This window comes from Streptomyces sp. CC224B (assembly GCF_030010595.1).
Taxonomy (GTDB): Bacteria; Actinomycetota; Actinomycetes; order Streptomycetales; family Streptomycetaceae; genus Streptomyces; species Streptomyces longispororuber.
On record NZ_JASCXL010000019.1, the window covers coordinates 1 to 22657 of the forward strand.

16 protein-coding genes and 1 pseudogene are annotated in these 22657 nt (G+C 73.1%); 7 read left to right on the forward strand and 10 right to left on the reverse strand.

The window, feature by feature from the left end:
• Nucleotides 1–42 precede the first annotated feature (42 nt).
• The 3 genes and pseudogenes from QK440_RS10040 to QK440_RS10050 all read left to right on the forward strand — a co-directional run.
• Nucleotides 43–714 (forward strand): annotated as a pseudogene (locus QK440_RS10040) (phosphatidate cytidylyltransferase); the annotation flags it as partial.
• Nucleotides 711–2048 (forward strand): lysophospholipid acyltransferase family protein, encoded by a 1338-nt coding sequence (locus QK440_RS10045; RefSeq protein ID WP_282792672.1) that lies wholly within the window; start codon nucleotides 711–713, stop codon nucleotides 2046–2048. The pseudogene QK440_RS10040 and the gene QK440_RS10045, both read left to right, overlap by 4 nt.
• A gap of 97 nt (nucleotides 2049–2145) precedes the next feature.
• The gene (locus QK440_RS10050) at nucleotides 2146–2877 is read left to right on the forward strand and encodes a nitroreductase family protein (RefSeq protein WP_282792673.1); all 732 of its coding nucleotides are present in this window, start codon (nucleotides 2146–2148) and stop codon (nucleotides 2875–2877) included.
• Here QK440_RS10050 and QK440_RS10055 read toward each other — a convergent pair.
• Nucleotides 2856–3968: an alkene reductase gene (locus tag QK440_RS10055; RefSeq protein WP_282792674.1), complete on the reverse strand. Its 1113-nt coding sequence runs from the start codon at nucleotides 3966–3968 to the stop codon at nucleotides 2856–2858. The genes QK440_RS10050 and QK440_RS10055 overlap by 22 nt on opposite strands.
• A 210-nt stretch (nucleotides 3969–4178) precedes the next feature.
• Between QK440_RS10055 and QK440_RS10060 the strand changes: the two genes are divergently transcribed.
• Nucleotides 4179–5051: an alpha/beta hydrolase gene (locus QK440_RS10060; protein ID WP_282792675.1), complete on the forward strand. Its 873-nt coding sequence runs from the start codon at nucleotides 4179–4181 to the stop codon at nucleotides 5049–5051.
• Between the two features lie 65 nt (nucleotides 5052–5116).
• Here the strand turns inward: QK440_RS10060 and pruA are convergent, their stop codons facing one another.
• Nucleotides 5117–6748 (reverse strand): L-glutamate gamma-semialdehyde dehydrogenase, encoded by a 1632-nt coding sequence (gene pruA, locus QK440_RS10065; protein ID WP_282792676.1) that lies wholly within the window; start codon nucleotides 6746–6748, stop codon nucleotides 5117–5119.
• 53 nt (nucleotides 6749–6801) lie between these two features.
• The gene (locus tag QK440_RS10070) at nucleotides 6802–7728 is read right to left on the reverse strand and encodes a proline dehydrogenase family protein (protein WP_282792677.1); all 927 of its coding nucleotides are present in this window, start codon (nucleotides 7726–7728) and stop codon (nucleotides 6802–6804) included.
• 185 nt (nucleotides 7729–7913) lie between these two features.
• On the opposite strand from QK440_RS10070, the gene QK440_RS10075 reads away from it, so the two are divergent.
• Nucleotides 7914–9143, forward strand: coding sequence for a helix-turn-helix domain-containing protein (locus tag QK440_RS10075; protein WP_282792678.1), 1230 nt, complete (start codon nucleotides 7914–7916; stop codon nucleotides 9141–9143).
• A 241-nt stretch (nucleotides 9144–9384) separates the two neighbouring features.
• Here QK440_RS10075 and serA read toward each other — a convergent pair whose 3' ends face one another.
• The 6 genes from serA to QK440_RS10105 form a co-directional block, all read right to left on the reverse strand.
• Nucleotides 9385–10989, reverse strand: coding sequence for a phosphoglycerate dehydrogenase (serA, locus tag QK440_RS10080; protein ID WP_282792679.1), 1605 nt, complete (start codon nucleotides 10987–10989; stop codon nucleotides 9385–9387).
• A gap of 306 nt (nucleotides 10990–11295) precedes the next feature.
• A complete protein-coding gene (gene ilvC, locus QK440_RS10085; RefSeq protein WP_282792680.1) occupies nucleotides 11296–12297 on the reverse strand; it encodes a ketol-acid reductoisomerase in 1002 nt (333 codons plus the stop codon).
• Between the two features lie 85 nt (nucleotides 12298–12382).
• Nucleotides 12383–12907, reverse strand: a complete 525-nt coding sequence (ilvN, locus tag QK440_RS10090; protein WP_190139787.1) for an acetolactate synthase small subunit — start codon at nucleotides 12905–12907, stop codon at nucleotides 12383–12385.
• A 44-nt stretch (nucleotides 12908–12951) separates the two neighbouring features.
• Nucleotides 12952–14829, reverse strand: a complete 1878-nt coding sequence (locus QK440_RS10095; protein ID WP_282792681.1) for an acetolactate synthase large subunit — start codon at nucleotides 14827–14829, stop codon at nucleotides 12952–12954.
• Nucleotides 14830–15114: 285 nt separating this feature from the next.
• The gene (locus tag QK440_RS10100) at nucleotides 15115–18057 is read right to left on the reverse strand and encodes an EAL domain-containing protein (protein WP_282792739.1); all 2943 of its coding nucleotides are present in this window, start codon (nucleotides 18055–18057) and stop codon (nucleotides 15115–15117) included.
• Between the two features lie 815 nt (nucleotides 18058–18872).
• Nucleotides 18873–19823 (reverse strand): 2-hydroxyacid dehydrogenase, encoded by a 951-nt coding sequence (locus QK440_RS10105; RefSeq protein WP_282792682.1) that lies wholly within the window; start codon nucleotides 19821–19823, stop codon nucleotides 18873–18875.
• A gap of 139 nt (nucleotides 19824–19962) precedes the next feature.
• On the opposite strand from QK440_RS10105, the gene QK440_RS10110 reads away from it, so the two are divergent.
• Together QK440_RS10110 and QK440_RS10115 are read left to right on the forward strand one after the other, a co-directional pair.
• On the forward strand, nucleotides 19963–20955 hold the full coding sequence (locus QK440_RS10110; protein ID WP_282792683.1) for an aldo/keto reductase: 993 nt from the start codon (nucleotides 19963–19965) through the stop codon (nucleotides 20953–20955).
• Between the two features lie 84 nt (nucleotides 20956–21039).
• Nucleotides 21040–22188 (forward strand): PQQ-dependent sugar dehydrogenase, encoded by a 1149-nt coding sequence (locus QK440_RS10115; protein WP_282792684.1) that lies wholly within the window; start codon nucleotides 21040–21042, stop codon nucleotides 22186–22188.
• 9 nt (nucleotides 22189–22197) lie between these two features.
• Here the strand turns inward: QK440_RS10115 and QK440_RS10120 are convergent, their stop codons facing one another.
• Nucleotides 22198–22560 carry a DUF6191 domain-containing protein gene (locus QK440_RS10120; RefSeq protein WP_282792685.1) on the reverse strand — a complete coding sequence of 121 codons (363 nt, stop codon included), beginning with the start codon at nucleotides 22558–22560 and terminating at the stop codon, nucleotides 22198–22200.
• Nucleotides 22561–22657: the final 97 nt, after the last annotated feature.

Genomic DNA, 22657 nt, shown 5'->3' on the forward strand with positions numbered 1-22657 from the left:
GCTCGGTGACGGAGGGCGCTTCCGTGGTCGTGGGCGGGCCGGGCGGGGGCGTGCGCGCTGGCCGCCGGGCTCGGCGTGGTCGCCGTGGCGGAGTACGCCCGGATGGCCGGGCTGGCGCGCGGGGAGCGGGCGGTGCTGTGGCTGGCGGCGCTCGCGCTCCCCGTGGCGGCCTGGCGCGCCCCGGCCGCGCTGGACCTGCGCGCGCTCGCGGCCCTCCTGGTCATGTCGGCCCTGCCCGCCCTCCTGACGGGTGACGCCGCGCGTGGCTTCACCCGCACGTGCCGGACCCTCTTCGGCGTGCTGTGGATCCCGGCCTCCCTCACCGGCCTGGTCCTGCTGGACGGCACGGCGGTGGCGGTGGGCGTGGCGGTGGCCTTCGGGGACGTGGGCGCGTGGTGCGGCGGCACGGCCCTGGGCCGCCGCGGCGCCCTGGCCCGCCCCCTCTCCCCCTTGTCCCCGCGCAAGACGTGGGCCGGAGTCCTGGGAGCGGCGGCGGCAACGGCCCTGGCCCTGGCGGCCGTCGGCGCCTTCACCCCCCTCCTGTGGGCGGCGGTCCTCACCGGCTGCGTCCTGGGCGACCTCCTGGAATCGCTGGTCAAGCGCGAAACCGGGGTGAAGGACGCGGGCACCTGGCTCCCCGGCTTCGGCGGCTTGCTGGACCGCGTCGACTCCCTGCTGCTGGCCCTCCTCCTGACGATGGCGGTGACGACATGAAGCCCGTCCGGCACCCGCAGCCCGCCCGACGAGGCCCCAGGGACGGCAGCGCCACATCCCAGCCCGTCCGGCGTTTGAGGACGAGGCCGAAGGCCGATGGAGCGGGGTCCAGGGGCGGCAGCCCCTGGTTCGGGAAGGGGCGGGCCTGGGGCGCCCCCGCGAGGGCAGCACAGTGGGACGCCTTCGCGCGAGCGGCCCTGTGGCGCACCGCCCTCACCCTCACAGGAGGCCTCACCCGCCAAGGCGCCCTGCCAGAAAAAGGCTGTGTCGTCGTGGCCAACCACACCTCCCACGCCGACACCGCCGCCCTGCTCGCCGCCCTGGACCCCCGCCGCTCCCCCACCATCGCCGCGGCGGCCGACTACTGGTTCGCCTCCCCCTTCCGGCGCCGGATCTGCTCGCGCCTGGCCGCGGGTTTCCCCGTACGCCGGACCGGCGGCGGCACCGAGGACCTCCTGGCCAAGGCGGACGCCCTGCGCCGGGGCCACGCGGTGGTGCTGTTCCCGGAGGGCACCCGGTCCCGGGCGGGCGGCCCGGGCGAGGTGGGCGCGTTCCACGCGGGCGCCCTGGTCCTGGCCAGGCACGCCGACGTGCCCGTCGTCCCCGTGGGCATCGCGGGCACCGGCCGCCTCCTGCCGAAGCACGGCCGCCTCCGCCCGTCCCTGGTACGCGTGCGGATCGGCGCCCCGCTGCCGCCGACGGTGACGGCCGAGGAGGCCCGCGCGGCCGTGGCGGAGCTCCACCGCCGCACCGCAGCGGAACCCCTCCCCGACTCCCGCGTCCGCAAGCGCGTGGCGGCGGCGGCCGGCTCCCGGTGGGGCGTGCCGCTGGTGTTCGCGTGGGCGTGCGCGGAGGCGCTGAGCTGGCCCCTGCTGCCGGAGCTGCTCCTCGCGGCGGTCTGCGTGGCGCTGCCGCGCGCGGCACTGAAGCTGTCCTGCGCGGCCCTGGCGGGGAGCCTGGCGGGGGGCGTGCTCGCGCTGCACCTGGCGGCGTCCGGCGTCCAGTTGCCGCATCCGCTCACCACCGACCGGATGCGTGCGGAAGTACGCCAGGAGCTGGCGGCACAGGGCGCGGCGGCGGTCCGCCACCAGCCGTGGAACGGCATCCCGTTCAAGGTGTACGCGGCCGAGGCGGGCCGTGCGGGGGTCGGGGCCGGCGACTGGCTGGCCGAGTCGGCGGCCTCGCGCGGCTCCCGCACCCTCACCGTGGGCCTGGGCTGCGGCGCCTTCGGCTTCCTCGCGCACCGGCTCCGCCGCCGCTACGGGGCGTACCTGGCCCTGCTCGGCACGGGCTGCGCGGCGGGCCTCGGTGCCATCGTGGCCAACTGGAGCTGAGGCGGGCCGGGTTCGGCGCCGGGGGCGCGGGCGCGCGGGAGCGAGAACATTGGTCCGCACCATGGCGCGCCCCGCTCCCCCGCCCCAGAATCGGAGCATGCCTGATACCGAACAGCACAAGCCGGAGACCGGACACCCCGCCGAGCGCTGGACCCCCGTCCACGGGCAGCCGTACCGCTCGGTGCCGTACCGCCCCGCGCGGATGCCCGCCGACGAATCCCTGGCGCGGGCGGCCGAGTTGGCACAGCGGATGCGGCAGCGGCGTACCGTGCGGCAGTTCTCGCCGGACCCGGTGCCGCCGCAGGTCGTACGGGACGCCATCGCGTGCGCGGCGACGGCGCCGTCGGGCGCGCACCAGCAGCCGTGGACGTTCGTCCTGGTCCAGGACCCCGAGGTGCGGCGGCGGATACGGGAGGCGGCGGAGCACGAGGAGCGGATCTCGTACGACGGGCGGCTCGGCGAGGAGTGGCTGGCGGCGCTGCGCCCGCTCGGCACGGACGAGGTCAAGCCGCACCTGACGGACGCGCCCGCGCTGATCGTGGTGTTCCAGCAGCGGTACTGGCTGGGTGAGGACGGCACCAAGCACAAGCACTACTACGTCGACGAGTCGGTCGGCATCGCCGTCGGCATGCTGCTCTCGGCGCTGCACCTGTCGGGGCTCGCCGCGCTCGTGCACACGCCGAGCCCGATGCGGTTCCTGTCGGAGGTGCTGGGGCGGCCGGAGAACGAGAAGGCGTTCGCGGTGATCCCCGTCGGCTACCCGGCGCCGGACTGCGAGGTTCCCGACCTGGTGCGCAAGTCCCTGGATCAGGTGCTCGTGGAGGTCTGAAGCTCCCGGTCGCCGAGGGCCGGGTAGTCGGTGTAGCCCTCGGGCCCGTGCGTGTACAGGTGCGCCGCGTCGAGGGCGTTCGGCGGCGCGCCCACGGCGAAGCGGTGCGGCAGGTCGGGCGTGGTCAGGAAGGCCCTGCCGTACGAGACGAGGTCGGCGCGGCCGCCCGCGAGGACGGCCTCGCCCGCCTCCCGCGTGGTCGGGTCGCCGTTCTCGCCGACGTTGGCGATGAGCGTGCCGTGCCAGCGGGGGCGCAGGTCCTCCAGGGCCGGGTAGACGTCGTTGTCCGTGAGGTGGAGGTAGGCGAGCCCGAGGCCGTCGAGCTCGTCGAGCAGCGCGCGGTAGACCGGGCCCGGGTCGGCCTCCACCATGCCGAACTGCGGGTTGCCCGGGGACAGCCGCAGCCCGAGCCGCCCGGCGCCGACGGCGTCGGCGACCGCGCGCACGACCTCCACCGCGAACCGGATGCGGTTCTCCACCGACCCGCGGCCGTACGCGTCGTCGCGGAGGTTGGTGTTGTCCGCGAGGAACTGGTGGATCAAGTAGCTGTTGGCGCCGTGCAGTTCGACGCCGTCGAAACCGGCGGCGAGGGCGTTGAGGGCGGCGGCGACGTGGTCGTCCACGGCGGTGCGGATGTCGTCGAGGGTCATCACGCGCGGCGTGACCGGCTCGGCCTTGCCGCCGTCCCGTAGGTGCACCAGCTCGGGCGAGACCACGGCGGACGGGGCCGCGGGGGCGTCGCCGTCGATGCGGGACAGCGGGTGGCCGTGGCGCCCGCCGTGCATGAGCTGGGCGAAGATCCGCCCGCCCGCGGCGTGTACGGCCTCGGTGACGCGCCGCCAGCCCGCGACGTGCGCGGCCGTCTCCAGGCCGGGGATGCGCCAGCCGCTCTGGCCCCGGCTGCTGGGCCAGATGCCCTCGGTGACGATGAGCCCGGCGCTCGCGCGCTGGGCGTAGTAGTCGGCGACGATCGGCAGCGGGGTGCCGTCCTCGTGGCCGCGGAAGCGGGTCATGGGGGCCATGACCATGCGGTTGGGGAGGTGGCCGAAGGGGGCGGAGTACGGGGTGAGGAGCCTGTTCTCGGTCGTCATGCGGGAACCGTAGAAGCTGACACAGGTGTCAGTTTCAAGTCCTCTCCCGCCCACCCGCCCCTCCCTTGCCGCTGCGCGGCTCGTCCTCAAACGCCGGACGGGCTGGATTTCCCGCCCAGGTAACCATTGAAAAGCCATTGACCGGTTAGAGGTGCGCGTGGTCGACTGGCGCCACGCCAACCACCAAAAGACCTATGAAGGGTTAGAAGCATGCGCACCCAGGTCCACCACCGCACCGCCACCGTCCGCGGGCACGAGGTCTTCTACCGCGAGGCGGGGCCCGCCGACGCGCCCGTGCTGCTCCTGCTGCACGGCTTCCCGTCCAGCTCGCACATGTTCCGCGACCTCCTCCCGCGCCTCGCGCACCGGTACCGCGTCATCGCGCCCGACCACCTCGGCTTCGGCCGCTCGGCGGCGCCCTCCGCCGACGCGTTCCCGTACACCTTCGCCGAACTGGCCGACGTGACGTACGAGTTCACCGAACGGCTCGGCCTGACCCGGTTCGCGCTCTACGTCCACGACTACGGCGCCCCGATCGGGCTGCGCCTCGCGCTCGACCACCCGGAGCGGGTCACCGCGATCGTCACGCAGAACGGCAACGCGTACGAGGAGGGGTTCGGCAAGGAGGCCTGGGCGCCGGTGTTCGCGTACATCGAGAACCCGAGCGAGGAGACGGCCGGGCCGGTGCGTGCGATCCGCTCCCTGGAGGGCGTCACCTGGCAGTACACGCACGGCGTGCCCGAGCGGCTGCGCAGCCTGCTCAGCCCCGACGCCTGGCACCACGACGCGGAGCGGATGGCCCGCCCGGGCCAGGACCCGGTCCAGCTCGGCCTCATCGGGGACTACGGCAGCAACATCGCGCTGTACCCGCGGTTCCAGGCCTACTTCCGCGAGAGCCAGGTGCCCCTGCTCGCGGTCTGGGGCGCCCACGACGAGATCTTCGTCCCGGCCGGAGCCCTGGCCTTCCACCGCGACCTGCCGGAGGCGGAGGTGCACCTCCTGCCCACGGGCCACTTCGCCCTGGAGACGCACGCCGCGCAGATCGCCGGCCTCATGGACGACTTCCTCGCCCGGGCCCTGTGAACAGCACACCGCCCCCGGCCGGGGTGGGGCCCGGGCCGGGGGCGGAGCTGTGAGGGGCTACGACGTCAGCCCATGTGCGGGTACGTGTAGTCGGTCGGCGGGACCAGGGTCTCCTTGATGGCGCGGGTCAGGGTCCAGCGCATCAGGTTCTGGGGGGCGCCGGCCTTGTCGTTGGTGCCGGAGGCGCGGCCGCCGCCGAAGGGCTGCTGGCCGACGACGGCGCCGGTCGACTTGTCGTTGATGTAGAAGTTGCCCGCGGCGTAGCGGAGCTTCTCCATCGTGTACGCGGCGGCGGCGCGGTCGTTGGCGATGACCGAGCCGGTGAGCGCGTAGGCCGACACCGACTCCATCTGGGCCAGCATCTCGTCGTACTTCTCGTCCTCGTACACGTGCACCGCGAGGAACGGGCCGAAGTACTCGGTCGTGAAGACCTCGTTGGCCGGGTCCGTGCACTCCACGACGGTCGGGCGCACGAAGTAGCCGACCGAGTCGTCGTAGGTGCCGCCCGCGACGATCGTGCAGGTCTCGTCCGCCTTGGCGCGGTCGATGGCGGCCTTGTTCTTGGCGAAGGCGCGCTCGTCGATGACGGCGCCGATGAAGTTCGACAGGTCGGTGACGTCGCCCATCGTGATGCCGTCGACCTCGGCCGCGAACTCCTCCTTGAAGCCCGAGTTCCAGATCGAGGCGGGGATGTAGGCGCGGGAGGTCGCCGAGCACTTCTGGCCCTGGTACTCGAAGGCACCGCGGGTCAGGGCGGTCTTCAGGATGGCGCGGTCGGCGCTCGGGTGGGCGACGACGAAGTCCTTGCCGCCGGTCTCGCCGACCAGGCGCGGGTACGAGCGGTACTTCTCGATGTTGTTGCCGACGGTCTTCCACAGGTACTGGAAGGTCTTCGTCGAGCCCGTGAAGTGGATGCCCGCGAGGTCCGGGTGCTCGAGGGCGACCTCGGAGACCGCGATGCCGTCGCCGGTGACGAGGTTGATGACGCCCTTGGGCAGACCGGCCTCCTCCAGAAGCTGCATGAGCAGCACGGCGGCGTGCGTCTGCGTCGGGGACGGCTTCCACACCACGACGTTGCCCATCAGCGCCGGGGCCGTCGGCAGGTTGCCGGCGATCGCGGTGAAGTTGAACGGCGTGATCGCGTAGACGAAGCCCTCCAGCGGGCGGTGGTCCAGGCGGTTCCACACGCCGGTGGAGTTCGCCGGCGGCTGCTCGGCGAGCAGGTCGCGGGCGTACTTCACGTTGAAGCGCCAGAAGTCGACGAGCTCGCAGGGCGTGTCGATCTCGGCCTGCTGGGCGGTCTTCGACTGGCCCAGCATCGTGGAGGCGGCCAGCGTCTCGCGCCACGTCGTGGACAGCAGCTCGGCGGCGCGCAGGATGATCGCGGCGCGGTCGTCGAAGGACATCGCGCGCCAGGCCGGGGCGGCGGCGAGCGCGGCGTCGATGGCGTCCTGCGCGTCCTGCTGCGTGGCGGCGCGGCCGGTGCCGATGACGGCCTTGTGGTTGTGCGGCTGGACGACCTCGAAGGGCTCGCCGCCGCCGAGGCGCTTCTCGCCGCCGATGGTCATCGGCAGCTCGATCGGGTTCTCGGACAGCACCTTGAGCTTGGCCTCGAGCCGGGCGCGCTCCGGGGAGCCCGGGGCGTAGCCGTGTACCGGCTCGTTGACCGGGGCGGGGACCTGGGTCACAGCGTCCATGAGTTCCTTGGCTCCTTCTGTGCGGGGGGCTCTGTGCGGGAGGGGCGGGCGGCTCAGCCCTTGGTGAGGATGGAACGGCCGAAGAACAGCAGGTTCGCCGGCTTCTCCGCGAGACGGCGCATGAAGTAGCCGTACCAGTCGGTGCCGTAGGCGGTGTACACGCGCATCCGGTGGCCCTCGGCGGCGAGCCGGAGGTGCTCCTCGCTGCGGATGCCGTACAGCATCTGGAACTCGTACTCGTCCAGCTTGCGGCCGGCGCGCCGCGCGAGCTCCTGGGTGATGGCGATCAGCCGCGGGTCGTGGGACCCGATCATCGGGTAGCCCTTGCCGTCCATCAGGATCTTCAGGATGCGGACGTACGCCTTGTCGATCTCCGCCTTGTCCTGGTACGCGACGGAGGCGGGCTCCTTGTAGGCGCCCTTCACCAGGCGCACCCGGCTGCCGGCGGCGGCCAGGCGGCGGGCGTCGTCCTCGGTCCGGAAGAGGTAGGACTGGATGACGCAGCCCGTCTGCGGGAAGTCCTTCCGCAGCTCGTCGTGGATGGCGAACATCGAGTCGAGGGTGGTGTGGTCCTCGGCGTCCAGGGTGACCGTGGTGCCGATGGCGGCGGCGGCCTCGACGACCGGCCGGACGTTGGCCAGGGCGAGCTCGTGGCCGTTCTCCAGCGCCTGGCCGAACATCGACAGCTTCACGGACATCTCGGCCTTCTCGCCGTGGCCGAGGTCCTTGAGGCGGTCGATGAGCTCCAGGTAGGCGTCGCGCGCGGCGTAGGACTGCTCGACGGCGGTGATGTCCTCACCGACGACGTCCAGGGTGACCTCCAGGCCCTTGCCGACGGAGTCCTCGACGATCGGGACGACCTGGTCGACGGTCTCACCGGCGATGAACCGGTCGACGACCTGCTTGGTGCCCGGCGCCGCCGACACGAAACGGCGCATCTTGTCACTGCGCGACGCGGCAAGGATCACGGGTCCCAGCACGGGGCACCTCCACGGGAGTACGAACGACGGCCGCGCCGGCGTCAATTTTGCGACAAAACCGGTACGGCACGGAGAACCACCGTGAAACCTAAGGATCCCTCCGATCCTGAGCCATCGACACCTGTCACGCATCCGTGGGCTGGATCTCAGACAGATGTCTGAGACCGGCCCCCGTCTGCGCGAGAATGGCTCTCCGGACCCTGGACGGGACCGGGACGCGGCGCGAGCAGAGCGGAAGTGGAGCAGGAGTGAAGGGCGACTACCAGGAACTGGTCGACGAGATCTCGGCCCTGCTCGGCGCGCCCGCGACCCTGGAGAACCGCGACTTCGAGCTGATCGCCTTCGGCGCGCACGACGGCGGCGACGGCGACGCCCCGGAGCTCGACCCGGTCCGGACCCGCTCGATCCTCACCCGCCGCTCCACGGCGGCGGTCCGCGCCTGGTTCGAGAGCTACGGCATCACCCGCGCCACGAGCCCCGTCCGCATCCCGGCCACCCCCGAGGCGGGCGTGCACCGCGGCCGCATCTGCCTGCCGGTACGTCACCGGGGGTACGCCCTCGGCTACGTCTGGCTGCTCGACGTCGAGCCCGGCCCCACGGACGCGCAGCTCGCCGCCGCCATGGAGGTCGCCGCGCGCATCGGGGCGCTGCTCGCCGACGAGGCGAAGGCGGGAGCCGACCTGACCCGGGAGTTCCGCGCCGTCCTGACGGCGGAGCGCGGCTGGCAGCGGGACATGGCCGTGGCGGCGCTGCGCGCGCAGCTCGGGGCGCGCGGCGAGGGCCTGCACGCGGTGGTGTGCGTGGCGCCCTGGCCGGCGGCGGGCCCGGAGGACGCGCCCGCGCTGCGCACCGTGCCGGGGGCGACGGCCCTGTGCACGGTGCCCTGGGTCACCGCGGGCGCCGTGGCGCAGTCGCTCGCGGTGCTGGCGCGGCTGCGCTCGGCGGACGCCGTGACGCCCGCGCTCACCACGGCCTCGCGCCTGGTGGAGACGGCGGGCCGAGGTGCCGCGGCCGGCGTCGCCGAGGCCCGCTCGGGCCTGGAGGACCTGGGGGCGGCCTGGGGCGAGGCGTCGGCGGCGGCGCGCGCGGCCCTCGCCGAGCCCCGCCTCGGACCGCTCGCCCGCTTCTCGGACATCGGGCCCTACCGCCTGCTCACGGCGCTGCCCCCGGAGACCGCCCAGGACGCGGTGGCGCGCGCCCTGCTGGCCCCGGCCCACCGTGAACTCGCCCGCACCGCGGAGGTCTTCCTGGACCGGGCGGGCCAGGCGGGCCGCGCCGCGGCGGAGTTGGGCATCCACCGCCAGACCCTCTACTACCGCCTGTCGCGCGTGGAGCAGCTCACCAAGCTGGACCTGGACGAGGGCGAGGACCGGCTGCTGCTGCACATGGTCCTGAAGGCGTCACGGCTGCGCTAGCCGCGCAACAGCCGAGGGCAAGAAGGGCACCCTGTGCTCCGACGGCAAGCCGTTCCCCCTGAAACACCTCCGCCCGCCCCGGTCAGGGGCGGGCGTTTGAGGACAAGGCCGCAAGGCCGAGGGTTCCAAGCCCGTCCGGCGCTTGAGGACAAGGCCGAAGGCCGAGGGTTTCAAGCCCGTCCGGCGCTTGAAGACGAGGCCGCAAGGCCGAGCACCCCGCCCAAGGCCAAGCGGCCACCAGCTAGCTCGACAGGTTCACCGACCGCGCCGACGTGGCCCCGATCTCCTCCGCCAGCTCCGCGAGCACCCCGGCCGGCACGGTGTCGTCCACCGTGAGGACGGCCAGGGCCTCGCCGCCGACGTCGGCCCGGGCCACCTGCATCCCGGCGATGTTGATCCCGGCCTCGCCGAGGACGCGCCCGACGGTGCCCACGACGCCCGGCCGGTCCGCGTACCGCAGCACGACCATGTGGTCGGCGAGCGCGAGGTCGACGTCGTAGTCCCCGACCGCCACGATCTTCTGGTGGTGCTTGGGTCCGGCGAGCGTGCCGGACACGGCGATCTCCTCGCCGTCGCCGAGCGTGCCCCGCACGGTGACCACGTTGCGGTGGTCCGGCGACTCGGAGGACGTGGTGAGGCGCACCTCGACACCCCGCTCCTGCGCGAACAGCGGGGCGTTGACGTACGAGACCGTCTCGTCCACCACGTCCTCGAACACGCCCTTCAGGGCGGACAGTTCGAGCACCTTCACGTCGTGCTGGGTGATCTCGCCGTACACCTCGACGTCGAGCCGCACCGCGACCTCGCCCGCGAGGGCGGTGAAGATCCGGCCGAGCTTCTCGGCGAGCGGCAGGCCCGGGCGGACGTCCTCGGCGATGACGCCGCCCTGGACGTTCACCGCGTCCGGGACCAGCTCGCCGGCGAGGGCGAGGCGGACGGACTTGGCGACCGAGATGCCCGCCTTCTCCTGCGCCTCGTCGGTGGAGGCGCCGAGGTGCGGGGTGCACACGACCTGGTCGAGCTCGAAGAGCGGCGAGTCGGTGCACGGCTCCTTGGCGTACACGTCGAGGCCCGCGCCCGCGACGCGGCCCTCCTTGAGCGCCGAGTACAGCGCCTCCTCGTCGACGATGCCGCCGCGCGCGGCGTTGACGATGCGCACGGACGGCTTGACCTTGTGCAGGGCCTCGTCGCCGATGAGCCCCACGGTCTCGGGCGTCTTCGGCAGGTGCACGGTGATGAAGTCGGAGACCTCGAGGAGCTCGTCCAGGGAGAGCACCTTGACGCCCATCTGCGCGGCGCGCGCGGGCTGCACGTAGGGGTCGTAGGCGACGACCTTCATCCCGAACGCGGACATCCGCTGGGCGACGAGCGCGCCGATGCGGCCGAGGCCGACGACGCCGAGGGTCTTCTCGGCCAGCTCGACGCCGGTGTACTTGGAGCGCTTCCACTCGCCGTTCTTCAGCGCGGTGTTGGCCTGCGGGATGTTGCGCGCGGAGCACAGGATCAGGCCGCAGGCGAGCTCGGCGGCCGTGACGATGTTGGAGGTGGGGGCGTTCACCACCATGACGCCGGCCTTGGTGGCGGCGGAGACGTCGACGTTGTCCAGGCCGACGCCTGCGCGGGCGACGACCTTCAGCTTGCGGGCGGCGGCGATGGCCTCGGCGTCGACCTTGGTCGCCGAGCGGACCAGGACGGCGTCGACGCCGGCGATGGCGGGCAGCAGCTCGGCGCGGTCCGCGCCGTTGCAGTGCCGGATCTCGAAGTCCGGGCCCAGGGCGTCGACGGTCGCGGGCGACAGCTCTTCAGCGATGAGTACGACCGGTTTGCCGTTGGCAGCAGTGCTCACGTGAGTCCTCACAAGTCCAATGCGGACGGCCGTCCCGACGGCCGCAGGCGGTGGAGGGTGCTAGCCGCGTGGAAGACGCACGACGCTGTGGGCCTGACGCGAATGTGATGTGCAGTGTAGTAGCGCGACCAGGCGCCTTTTCCCCCGGAGCGGGAGGATCACCCGCACGGGGAAGGCGGCCGTACGTTCCCGTCCCTCCGGCGTACGCGGAGCGGGGTCCGGGGCGGAGCCCCGCGGCGCGAGCCCCGGCCGGGCGGGGGCGGTGGCGGCGCCGGGCACCCCCGCGCGCCGCCACCGCCCGGTGTCTCACGCCTCGTCGTCGTTGACCCAGCTCATGAGCTTGCGCAGCTCCTTGCCGGTGGTCTCCAGGAGGTGGTCCTGGTCCTGCTGCTTGTACTCGTTGTACTTCTTCAGGCCGCCGTGGTACTCGTCCATCCACTGCTGGGCGAACGTGCCGTCCTGGATCTCGGCGAGGACCTTCTTCATCTCGGCCTTGGTGGCGTCGGTGATGATGCGCGGGCCGGTGACGTAGTCGCCCCACTCGGCGGTCTCGGAGACCGACCAGCGCATCTTCTCCAGGCCGCCCTCGTACATCAGGTCGACGATGAGCTTCAGCTCGTGCAGGCACTCGAAGTAGGCGATCTCCGGCTGGTAGCCGGCCTCGACGAGGGTCTCGAAGCCCGCCTTCACCAGCGCGGCGGTGCCGCCGCAGAGCACGGCCTGCTCGCCGAACAGGTCGGTCTCGGTCTCCTCGGTGAAGGTCGTCTTGATGACGCCCGCGCGGGTGCCGCCGATGCCCTTGGCGTACGACAGGGCGAGCTCGAAGGCCTTGCCGGTGGCGTCCTGCTCGACGGCCGCGATGCACGGCACGCCGCGGCCCTCCTCGTACTGGCGGCGGACCAGGTGGCCCGGGCCCTTGGGGGCGACCATGCAGACGTCGACGCCGGCCGGGGGCTTGATGAAGCCGAAGCGGATGTTGAGGCCGTGGCCGAAGAACAGCGCGTCGCCGTCCTTGAGGTTGTCCTTGACCGACTCCTCGTAGACCTGCGCCTGGATGGGGTCCGGGACCAGGATCATGATGACGTCGGCCTCGGCGGCGGCCTCCGCCGGGGTGACCACGCGCAGGCCCTGCTCCTCGGCCTTGGCCTTCGACTTCGAGCCCTCGTGCAGGCCGACCCGGACGTCCACGCCGGAGTCGCGCAGCGAAAGGGCGTGGGCGTGACCCTGGCTGCCGTAACCGATGACCGCGACCTTGCGGCCCTGGATGATGGACAGGTCGGCGTCGGCGTCGTAGAACAGCTCGGCCACTGGGAAACTCCTCTGTGTGCTGGTGTTGCGTCCCACCGTACGGCGGGCACGGTCGAGTAAGGGTCGGGTTCCGGTATGCGGAACGTCAGGCGGTGCGGTCCAGGGAGCGCAGGCTGCGGTCCGTGATGGAGCGGGAGCCGCGGCCGATCGCGATCGTGCCGGACTGCACGAGCTCCTTGATGCCGAAGGGCTCGAGCATCTTGAGCATGGCCTCCAGCTTGTCGCTCGACCCGGTGGCCTCGATGGTCACGGCCTCGGGCGAGACGTCCACGGTCTTGGCGCGGAAGAGCTGGACGATCTCGACGATCTGGGAGCGGGTCTCGTTGTCGGCGCGCACCTTCACGAGGACGAGCTCGCGCTGGACGGCGGCGCCCGGCTCCAGTTCGACGATCTTCAGGACGTTCACCAGCTTGTTGAGCTGCTTCGTGACCTGTTCGAGCGGGAGTTCCTCGACGTTCACGACGATGGTGATGCGTGAGATGTCGGGGTGCTCGGTGACGCCGACGGCGAGCGAGTCGATGTTGAAGCCGCGGCGGGAGAAGAGCGCGGCGATCCTGGCCAGGATGCCGGGGGTGTTCTCGACGAGGACCGAGAGCGTGTGCTTCGACATGGGGGTCATGGCGGTCAAACCTCTTCCTGGTGCTCTCGGTGCTGTCAGTCGTCCGCGCTGTCGCCGAAGTCCGGGCGCACGTCCCGGGCGGCCAGGATCTCGTCGTTGGAGGTGCCCGCGGCGACCATGGGCCAGACCTGGGCGTCCTCGTGGACGATGAAGTCGATCACGACGGGGCGGTCGTTGACCGCGTTGGCCTCTTCGATGACCTTGTCGAGGTCGGCGGGGTCCTCGCAGCGGATGGCGTGGCAGCCCATCGCCTCGGACAGCTTGACGAAGTCCGGCACGCGGGTGCCGGCGCTCGGCTGCTTGCCGTCGGCGTCGGGGCCGGAGTGCAGGACGGTGTTGGAGTAGCGCTGGTTGTAGAACAGCGCCTGCCACTGGCGGACCATCCCCAGGGCGCCGTTGTTGATGATGGCGACCTTGACCGGGATGTTGTTCAGGGCGCAGGTGGTCAGCTCCTGATTGGTCATCTGGAAGCAGCCGTCGCCGTCGATGGCCCACACGGTCCGGTCGGGCATGCCGGCCTTGGCGCCCATCGCGGCCGGGACCGCGTAGCCCATCGTCCCGGCCCCGCCGGAGTTGAGCCAGGTCGCGGGGTGGTCGTACTGGATGAAGTGCGCGGCCCACATCTGGTGCTGGCCGACGCCCGCCGCGAAGATCGTGCCCTCCGGGGCGAGCCGGCCGATGCGCTCGATGACCTGCTGCGGCGAGAGCTGGCCGTTGTCGGGGTGGTCGTAGCCGAGCGGGTACGTCTCGCGCCAGCGGTTGAGGTCGGCCCACCAGGCCGCGTAGTTCGTCCGGGCGGCCTCGCCGGTGCGGTCCGCGGTGTGCTCGGCCTGGATGGCCTGGACGAGGTCGGCGATGACCTCGCGGGCGTCGCCGACGATGGGCACGTCCGCGGCGCGGTTCTTGCCGATCTCGGCCGGGTCGATGTCGGCGTGCACGACCTTCGCGTACGGCGCGAAGCTGTCCAGCTTGCCGGTGACCCGGTCGTCGAAGCGGGCGCCGAGGGCGACGATCAGGTCGGCCTTCTGCAGCGCGGTGACGGCGGTGACGCTGCCGTGCATGCCCGGCATGCCCACGTGCAGCGGGTGGCTGTCGGGGAACGCGCCGAGCGCCATCAGGGTGGTGGTGACGGGCGCGCCGGTCAGCTCGGCGAGGACCTTCAGCTCGGCGGTGGCGCGGGCCTTGATGACACCGCCGCCGACGTACAGGACGGGGCGCTTGGCGGCGGTGATGAGCTTCGCGGCCTCGCGGATCTGCTTGGCGTGCGGCTTGGTCACCGGCCGGTAGCCGGGCAGCTCCTGCTGCGGCGGCCAGGAGAACGTGGTGCGGGCCTGGAGGGCGTCCTTGGCGATGTCGACCAGGACGGGGCCGGGGCGCCCCGTGGCAGCGATGTGGAAGGCCTCGGCGATGGTGCGCGGGATGTCCTCGGCCTTGGTGACCAGGAAGTTGTGCTTGGTGATCGGCATCGTGATGCCGACGATGTCCGCCTCCTGGAAGGCGTCGGTGCCGATGGCCTTGGAGGAGACCTGGCCCGTGATGGCGACCAGCGGCACCGAGTCCATGTGGGCGTCCGCGATGGGCGTGACGAGGTTGGTGGCGCCGGGCCCCGAGGTGGCCATGCAGACGCCGACCTTGCCGGTGGCCTGGGCGTACCCGGTGGCCGCGTGGCCCGCGCCCTGCTCGTGGCGGACCAGGATGTGGCGGACGCGCGTGGAGTCCATCATCGGGTCGTACGCCGGCAGGATGGCGCCGCCGGGGATGCCGAACACCGTGTCCGCCCCGACTTCCTCGAGCGAGCGGATCAGGGACTGCGCGCCCGTGACGTGCTCGACGGGCGCGGACTGCTGCTGTCCAGAGGTTCGGGGCCGCGGCTGCGGCTGGCCGGCCCCGGTGGCCTGCTCGGTCATCGGCATTCTCTTCTCGAAGCTGAGGGTTGTCGCTGAGGTCTGGCGGAGAACTCTGGGGTGACGCTGCGGGGTCGTGCGGGTGTGGCGTGGGTGCTTTGCCTGGGTTTGGAGGGCACTGGTGCAACAAAAAACCCCTCGTGCCGTGAGGCAAGCGAGGGGAGCGCGCCGGGTGCGGTCGCTGGGTGTGTCTCCGGTGGCCCGGATCGCTTCCCAGCTTCAGCCGACGCGCTTTCCAAGTACGAGAATTCGGGTGCGCATGGCCAAGACCCTCCCTCCGGCGCGCTCCACCTGTCAAGTAGGTGGGACGGGCGTCTCATTATGTGAGCGGCCCAGCGGAACGGTCCCGGCCGCGTACGCCGCGCCCATGCCGCCGAACGCGTCCGGCGCCGCGCCGAAGGCGTCCGGGTCCGCCGGGCCGCCCACGCACACCGGCTCCACCGGGCCGCGCGGGACGGGGTACTCCCCCAGCGCGAGGGCCCGGCGCAGGCGGTACTCGTCCAGCGGGCCGGAGAACGCCATGCCCTGCCCGTGCGTGCAGCCCATGGCGCGCAGCGCCACCACCTGCTCGGGGTGGTCGACGCCGTCGGCGACGGAGTCCACACCGAGGTCGGTGGCGATCCTCAGGAGACCAGACGTGATTTTGTGGAGGCGAGCGGACTCCACCACTCCTTCGACGAGCCCCCGGTCCAGCTTGAGGATGTCGAGCGGCAGCCGGCGCAGCGCGGTGATGCCCGCGCCGCCGCCGAAGCCGTCGAGCGCCACGCGCACCCCGAGCCGCCGCAGCGACGTCAGGCGCCGCTCCAGCTCGTCGAACCCGACCCGGGCGTCGGTGTCCGCCAGCTCGATGACGAGCGCGCCGGAGGGCAGGCCGTGCCGGGTGAGCAGCGCCTCCAGGGAGCCGAGCGGCAGCGAGCGGTCCACCAGGCGGCGCGCGCCGACCCGCACGGTGACGGGCACCGCGTGCCCGGCGCGGCCGCGCTCGGCGGCCTGCTCGACGGCCTCCTGGAGCAGCCAGCGGCCCAGCTCGGCGGCCTTGTCGCCGCCCTCGGCGGCGCGCAGGAACTCGGCGGGCGTGAACAGCACGCCGTGGGCCGAGCGCCAGCGCGCCTGGGCGGCGACCGAGGTGATCCGGCCGCTGCCGAGGGCCACCACGGGCTGGTGCAGCAGCGTGAACTCGCCCTCGTGCAGGGCGCTGCGCAGCCGGGTGGCCAGCTCGGCCTTGCGGGCGACGTCGGCCTGCATCTGGGGCGCGTACAGCTCGACGCGGTCCTTGCCGCCGGCCTTCGCGCGGTACATCGCGAGGTCGGCGTTGCGCAGCAGCTCGCCGGCGCCGACGCCCGGCTCGGCGAAGGCGACGCCGATGGACGCGGCGACCCGGACATCGTTGCCGTCGATGTCGTACGGCTGGGAGAGTCTCAGCCGCAGGCGGTCGGCGAGCTCCAGGATGTGCTTCTCGCGGGCCTTCTGGTCGCGGGTGCCGTCGCCGACGATGAGGGCCGCGAACTCGTCGCCGCCGAGGCGCGCCGCGGTGTCCGAGGCGCGGACGGCCTCCTGGAGCCGCTGGGCGGCCTGGACGAGGAGCTCGTCGCCGGCCTGGTGGCCGATGGTGTCGTTGACGGCCTTGAAGCCGTCGAGGTCGATGAAGAGCACGGCCGTGCCCCGGTCGGTGACTCTTCGACCGCCGAGCGCTTGCGCGACCCGGCGGGTGAAGAGTGCCCTGTTGGGCAGGTCGGTGAGGGGGTCGTGCTCGGCGTTGTGCTGCAACTGCGCCTGCAGGCGCACCCGTTCGGTGACGTCGCGGCTGTTGAAGATCAGTCCGCCGTGGTGGCGGTTGACGGTGGACTCGACGTTGAGCCACTCGCCGCTGCCGGACTTGAAGCGGCACTCGATGCGTGTGGTGGGCTCGTCCACGGGGTTGGCGGCGAGGAAGCGGCGCACCTCGTGGACCACGCGGCCGAGGTCCTCCGGGTGCATGAGCGAGGCGAGTTCGGAGCCGACGAGTTCGTCGGCCTCGCGGCCGTAGACCCCGGCGGCGGCCGGGCTGACGTACCGCAGGACGCCGCTCGGCGCGGCGATCATGATGACGTCGCTGGAGCCCTGCACCAGGGAGCGGAAGTGGTTCTCCTTCTGGGCCAGCTCCTGGGTCAGCGTGATGTTGTCGAGCAGCATGATGCCCTGCCGCACGACGAGCGCGAGGACGACCGTGCCCGCGGTGAACAGGACGACTTCGTCGACGCTGCGGCCGTTCAGGACGTTGTAGAGGATGCCGAGCGTGCAGACCGCGGCGGCCAGGTAGGGCGTGAGCGCGGCGAGCGAGCCCGCGATGGGACGGGTCGTCGCATAGCGCCCGTCGTCGGCCCACTCGGCGGGGACGCAGCGCACGTCCGAGCCGCGCGCCCGGCCGTAGGGCCGCTCGCCGCCGGGCGCGGGCTCGGCCTCGGCGCGCCGGGGCGTCGCCCACGGGGCGTACGCGAGGAGCAGCGACCCGGCGAACCAGCCGGCGTCGAGGAGCTGGCCGGAGCGGTAACTGGCGTGCAGCAGCGGCGAGGTGAACAGCGCGTCGCACATCACGGTCAGCGCGAGGGCGCCGATCGCGGTGTTCACCGCCGTGCGGTTGGCCGACGACCGTCTGAAGTGCAGGGCCAGGACCATGCTGACGAGCGCGATGTCCAGGAGCGGGTACGCGAGCGACAGCGCGGCGTGCGCGACGCCGGGGCCGTCGAACTGCGCGGTGTGCGCGAGGGCGAGGCTCCAGGAGAGCGTGAGCAGCGAGCCGCCGATGAGCCACGCGTCGAGCCCGAGGCAGACCCAGCCGGCCCGGGTCACCGGGCGCTTGGCGAGCACCAGGAGCCCGATGATGGCGGGCGGCGCGAAGCACAGGAAGAACAGGTCCGCGAAGCCCCGCTCGGGCACGGGCTCGCGCAGGACGACCTCGTGCCATCCCCACACGCCGTTGCCGCAGGCCGCCATCGCGGAGGAGAGCGCGAACAGCAGCCATGCGGGTCGAAAGCGGCTGCGCCGGGTGCGGGAGTAGAGGAAGCAGGAGACGGCGGCGGCCGCGGCGGCGGCGCTGAGGCCGAAGTCCCCCATGATGAGCGCGAGCCGGTCGGAGCCCCAGCCGAGGGCGGAGCCGGTGGCGTACCCTCCGCAGACGAGCAGCAGGAGTACCTGGGAGAGCAGGCACGTGCCGGTGGGGGCCGGGCGCCGGGCCGCGGGTCCGCCCGGTGCGGGCAGGGGCGCGCCGAGCCCGCCGTCAAGCACGGACGCGGAGGCCGTCTGCCCGCTCACCGCGCGGCCCCGCTCCGGGTGGCGGTGCTCCGGGTGGCGGCGCCACGGTCCGGGCCACCACCGTGCCCACGGGTCGCGCGGTGCGCCGGGCCCGCGCCCGGGGGACCCGCCGCCGTGGGGCGGGGTCCGCCCGGCGCCGGGCCGGTGCGGCGGAGGAGTCCCGTCGAGCGGAGGAGTCCCGTCGACCAGACGCGGCGGAGTCCCGTCGACAAGACAGGGCCGTCCCGCCGGGCCCGCCGGCGGCCGGCGCGGGGTCCCGGGCCTGGGGAGCGGCGGGCGCTCGCCCGCCTGGACGGCTGCCATGGGCCCGCCTCCGGCGGGTGCGGCCGGCGCCGGGCGGCGCGGCGCGGGTCCCTGCGCCGGACGCGGTACCTGCCGCCGCGGGCCGGTGTACGCGAGAGTCGCGGGCGGTGGTCCCGCCGCGTCGGATCGTTCGCCCATTGGCCGTGCATCGCCCGTCGCCCCCCTCGCAGTGCCGTTACTCATCCCCTGGCGCCGATACGGTGCGCGGCGCATCCCCTGTCGGGGACGATACACCAGGCTCGTCACTCAGGGACAGGTCCGCTCTACGCAGTGTGACCGCGCTCGTCAATGTGGACACGCGGCGCACATGAGTGAGTGCGGAGCGTGCAGAGATGGGACGGCGTCGGTTCCAGGCGGTCACCCGGCGCCGGATATCGACCGTTCCTGACCGGCTTACGGGCGCTTCGCAGGTGGGAGAAAAAGGGCGTCACACTCGTACGGCGCACATCGCGACCGAGCTAGGACGTCGTGAGAACGACGTTGTCCAGAGGCGCTCCGCTCGCGTATCGCCGCAGCTGGGCGGCCAGCAGGCGGCGGGCGCGCGGCAGGTACGCGGACGAGGAGCCGCCCACGTGCGGACTGATCAGCACGCCGGGCGCCTGCCACAGCGGGTGACCGGCGGGCAGCGGCTCCGGGTCGGTGACGTCGAGGGCCGCCGTGAGCCGGCCGCTCTCCAGCTCGGCGAGCAGCGCCTTGGTGTCGACCACCGGGCCGCGGGCGACGTTCACCAGAAGTGCGCCGTCCCTCATCCGCGCCAGGAAACCGGCGTTGACCAGGCCACGCGTGGCGTCGGTGAGGGGCGTGCAAAGCACTACCACGTCCGCTTCGGGCAGCAGTCGAGGCAGAGCGTCCAGCGCGTGCACCGTTCCGCGCTCCGTGGTGCGCTCGGAGCGCGCGACGCGCGCCACCCGCGCGCATTCGAAGGGGGCGAGCCGGTCCTCGATCGCCGCGCCGATGGCCCCGTACCCCACGATCAGGACGGACCTGTCGGCGAGGGCCGGGTAGAACCCGGAGTGCCACCGCTCGGTGCGCTGCCCTTCCACGAACCGCGGCACGCCCCGCAGCGAGGCGAGGATCAGCGTCAGCGCGAGCTCGGCGGTGCTGGCGTCGTGCACGCCGCGCGCGTTGCACACCTGGACACCGGGCGGCAGCAGCGCCAGGGCCGGTTCGAGGAAGTCGACGCCCGCCGTCAGCGTCTGTACCACCCGCAGCGACGCCATGGCGGCCAGCGGCGGCAGCACCACGTCCGCGCTCTTCATGTACGGCACCACGTACAGCGCGCAGTCGGCCGGATCGGCGGGCAGGTCCGGGCCGCCGTCCCAGAAGCGGTACGTGAGACCCGCCTCGGCCGCGGCGGGCAGACCGTCGACCTCGGTCTCTTCGAACGGCATCCACACGTCGGTCGTCATGGTCAGGAGGCTAGTGCGAACAGGCCGCACGCGGCGGTCCGGGGAGCAGAGGTTACGTTGGGTGCCGCCCGGACCGAAGATCGCGGGACAGCCGGACAATCGCAGCACAGACGCGGGGACAGCGGGAGGGTTCGACCAGGTGGAGCGCAGGACGATCGGCGCCGGAGCGCTCGGGGTGGGCGCCGTCGGACTCGGCTGCATGCCGATGAGCTGGGCGTACTCCCGCTCCCGGCAGCGCGGGGAGGCCTCGCTGCGGACCGTGCACGCGGCGCTCGACCAGGGCACGACGCTCCTCGACACGGCGGACATGTACGGCCCGTTCACCAATGAGCTCCTGGTCGGCCGGGTGCTCAGGGAGCGGCGCGGGGAGGCCTTCGTGTCGACGAAGTGCGGGCTGCTCGTGGGCGATCAGCACATCGTCGCCAACGGCCGCCCCGGCTACGTCAGACGGGCGTGCGACGCCTCGCTGCGGCGGCTGCAGACCGACACCATCGACCTCTACCAGTTGCACCGCGCGGATCCGGAGGTGCCGATCGAGGAGACCTGGGGCGCGATGGCCGACCTGGTGACGGCCGGGAAGGTGCGGGCGCTCGGCCTGTGTGCGGTGGGGGCGCGGGCGCGGCGGCGGGTCGGCGGCGGTCTGCACGACACCACGATCCGCCAGTTGGAGCGGGTCCAGCAGGTGTTCCCGGTGACGGCGGTGGAGGCCGAGCTGTCCGTGTGGTCGCCCGAGGCGCTGGAGGCGCTGCTGCCCTGGTGCGCGGCGCGCGGCGTGGGCTTCCTGGCCGCGATGCCGCTGGGGAACGGTTTCCTCACCGGCACGCTGACGCCGGGGCAGGGCTTCGAGCCGGACGACCTGCGGGCCCGGCATCCCCGGTTCACCGCCGAGATGATGGCGGCCAACCAGCCCCTGGTCGTGGGGCTGCGGCGGGTCGCCGCCCGGCACGGGGCGACGCCCGCGCAGGTCGCGCTGGCCTGGGTGCTCGCGCAGGGGCCGCAGGTGGTGCCGATCCCCGGGGCCAAGCGGGAGCGGTGGGCGCGGGAGAACGCCGGGGCGGCCGGGGTGCGGCTGTCCGCGCGGGACCTGGCGGAGATAGCGGCGCTGCCCCCGGCACAGGGGTCGTGGGACTGAGCCGCGGGGGCGTGCGCGGTGTATGAACGGGGGAAGCGCCACGTCGAAGGGATCCTGACCGTGCTGAGTGCTCAACGTTCCGCGGTGGCGGCCGCCTTGGCGGCCCTCACCCTGCTCACGGCGACCGCGTGCTCGTCGGACGACGGCGGCGACGGCCCGTTCGACGGCGGGAGCCCCCGCTCCAGCGCCGCCGGACCCAGCGCCTCGCCGTCCGGCAAGGGCGCCGAGCCGCCTCCGGAGAAGGGCTCCGCCAAGGTCGTCAGAACGCTCGCCACCGGCCTGAAGTCGCCGTGGGGCCTCGCCGCGCTTCCCGGCGGCGACCTCCTGGTGTCGTCCCGCGACGAGGGCTCGATCACCCGGGTCGACGGCTCCACCGGCGAGAAGACCGAGGTCGGCACGGTGCCCGGGGCCGACCCCGACGGCGAGGGCGGCCTGATGGGCCTCGCGCTGTCCCCCGCGTACGCCTCGGACCACATGGTGTACGCGTACGTAACGACGGAGTCGGACAACCGCGTGGTGCGGATGCTGTACGACGAGAGGAAGCCGTCCGGTCAGCAGTTGGGCGCCCCGGACACGGTCCTCAAGGGCATCCCCAAGGGCGTGATCCACAACGGCGGCCGGATCGCCTTCGGCCCCGACAAGCTGCTGTACGTGGGCACGGGCGAGACCGGCGAGACCGGCCTCGCCCAGGACGAGAAGTCCCTCGGCGGCAAGATCCTCCGCCTCACCCCGGACGGCGAACCCGCCCCGGGCAACCCGTTCGAGGGCTCACCGGTGTTCTCGTACGGCCACCGGAACGTGCAGGGGCTCGCCTGGGACGAGCGGAAGCGCCTGTGGGCCTCGGAGTTCGGCCAGGACACCTGGGACGAGCTGAACGAGATCGAGGCGGGTGACAACTACGGCTGGCCGGAGGCCGAGGGCAAGGGCAACGAGGGCGGTTTCCACGACCCGGTGGCCCAGTGGAAGACGTCCGAGGCCTCCCCGAGCGGCATCGCCTACGCCAGGGGCTCGGTGTGGATGGCGGGCCTGCGCGGGGAGCGCCTGTGGCGGATCCCCGTGCGGGGTGTGGACGGCGAGCCGCGGACGGAGGCGTTCCTGAAGGAGGAGCACGGCAGGCTGCGCACGGTGCTCGCGGCGGGCGGCGGCAGGCTGTGGCTGGTGACGAGCGAGACGGACTCGCGCGGGACCCCGAAGAAGGGCGACGACAAGATCCTGGAGGTGGAGGTGGAGTAGCCGGGGCGGTCAGGCCGGGGGCGGTGCCGTGTCGGACGGGGCCTTCGGGCGCGGGGCCCGGGCGGGGACGGCCGCCGCGTCGGGCGGGGCGTCGTCGGGCAGGGCCTGGGCGGGGGCGGCCGCGTCCGGCGGGGCCTCGGCAGGCGGGGCGTGGTCGGCGGCGGCCGCGTCCGGCGGGGCTTCCCGGTGGGGCGGCAGGGTGTCGTCGGGCTGCTGGGGGAGACGGACCACGACCTTGCCGGAGGAGAGGTCTATCGGGCCGTGGCCGGGGTCGCCGTCGTTGATGTCGACGCGGGTCAGCTCCAGCCGCTTCTTCTCGTCGTCCGTGTGTTTGCGCCCGGGGGCGAAGAGCTGCTCGAACACGTTGAACACGGTGCCTCCCCGAGGCTGACGACGGTCCGGCTGTCCAGGGTAGGCGAGCGCGCGCGGAACGGGCCGGGACGGACGGGGCGGACTCGGCGGGCGCGGG

Bases quoted from the DNA above. Each gene is read 5' to 3' on its own strand.
- QK440_RS10050 (WP_282792673.1), top strand. From the start codon at position 2,146: ATGCCTGATACCGAACAGCACAAGCCGGAGACCGGACACCCCGCCGAG.
- QK440_RS10060 (WP_282792675.1), top strand. From the start codon at position 4,179: ATGCGCACCCAGGTCCACCACCGCACCGCCACCGTCCGCGGGCACGAG.
- QK440_RS10045 (WP_282792672.1), top strand. From the start codon at position 711: ATGAAGCCCGTCCGGCACCCGCAGCCCGCCCGACGAGGCCCCAGGGAC.
- QK440_RS10055 (WP_282792674.1), bottom strand. From the start codon at position 3,968: ATGACGACCGAGAACAGGCTCCTCACCCCGTACTCCGCCCCCTTCGGC.
- ilvN (WP_190139787.1), bottom strand. From the start codon at position 12,907: ATGTCGAAGCACACGCTCTCGGTCCTCGTCGAGAACACCCCCGGCATC.
- QK440_RS10075 (WP_282792678.1), top strand. From the start codon at position 7,914: ATGGCTCTCCGGACCCTGGACGGGACCGGGACGCGGCGCGAGCAGAGC.
- QK440_RS10105 (WP_282792682.1), bottom strand. From the start codon at position 19,823: ATGACGACCGACGTGTGGATGCCGTTCGAAGAGACCGAGGTCGACGGT.
- QK440_RS10095 (WP_282792681.1), bottom strand. From the start codon at position 14,829: ATGCCGATGACCGAGCAGGCCACCGGGGCCGGCCAGCCGCAGCCGCGG.
- pruA (WP_282792676.1), bottom strand. From the start codon at position 6,748: ATGGACGCTGTGACCCAGGTCCCCGCCCCGGTCAACGAGCCGGTACAC.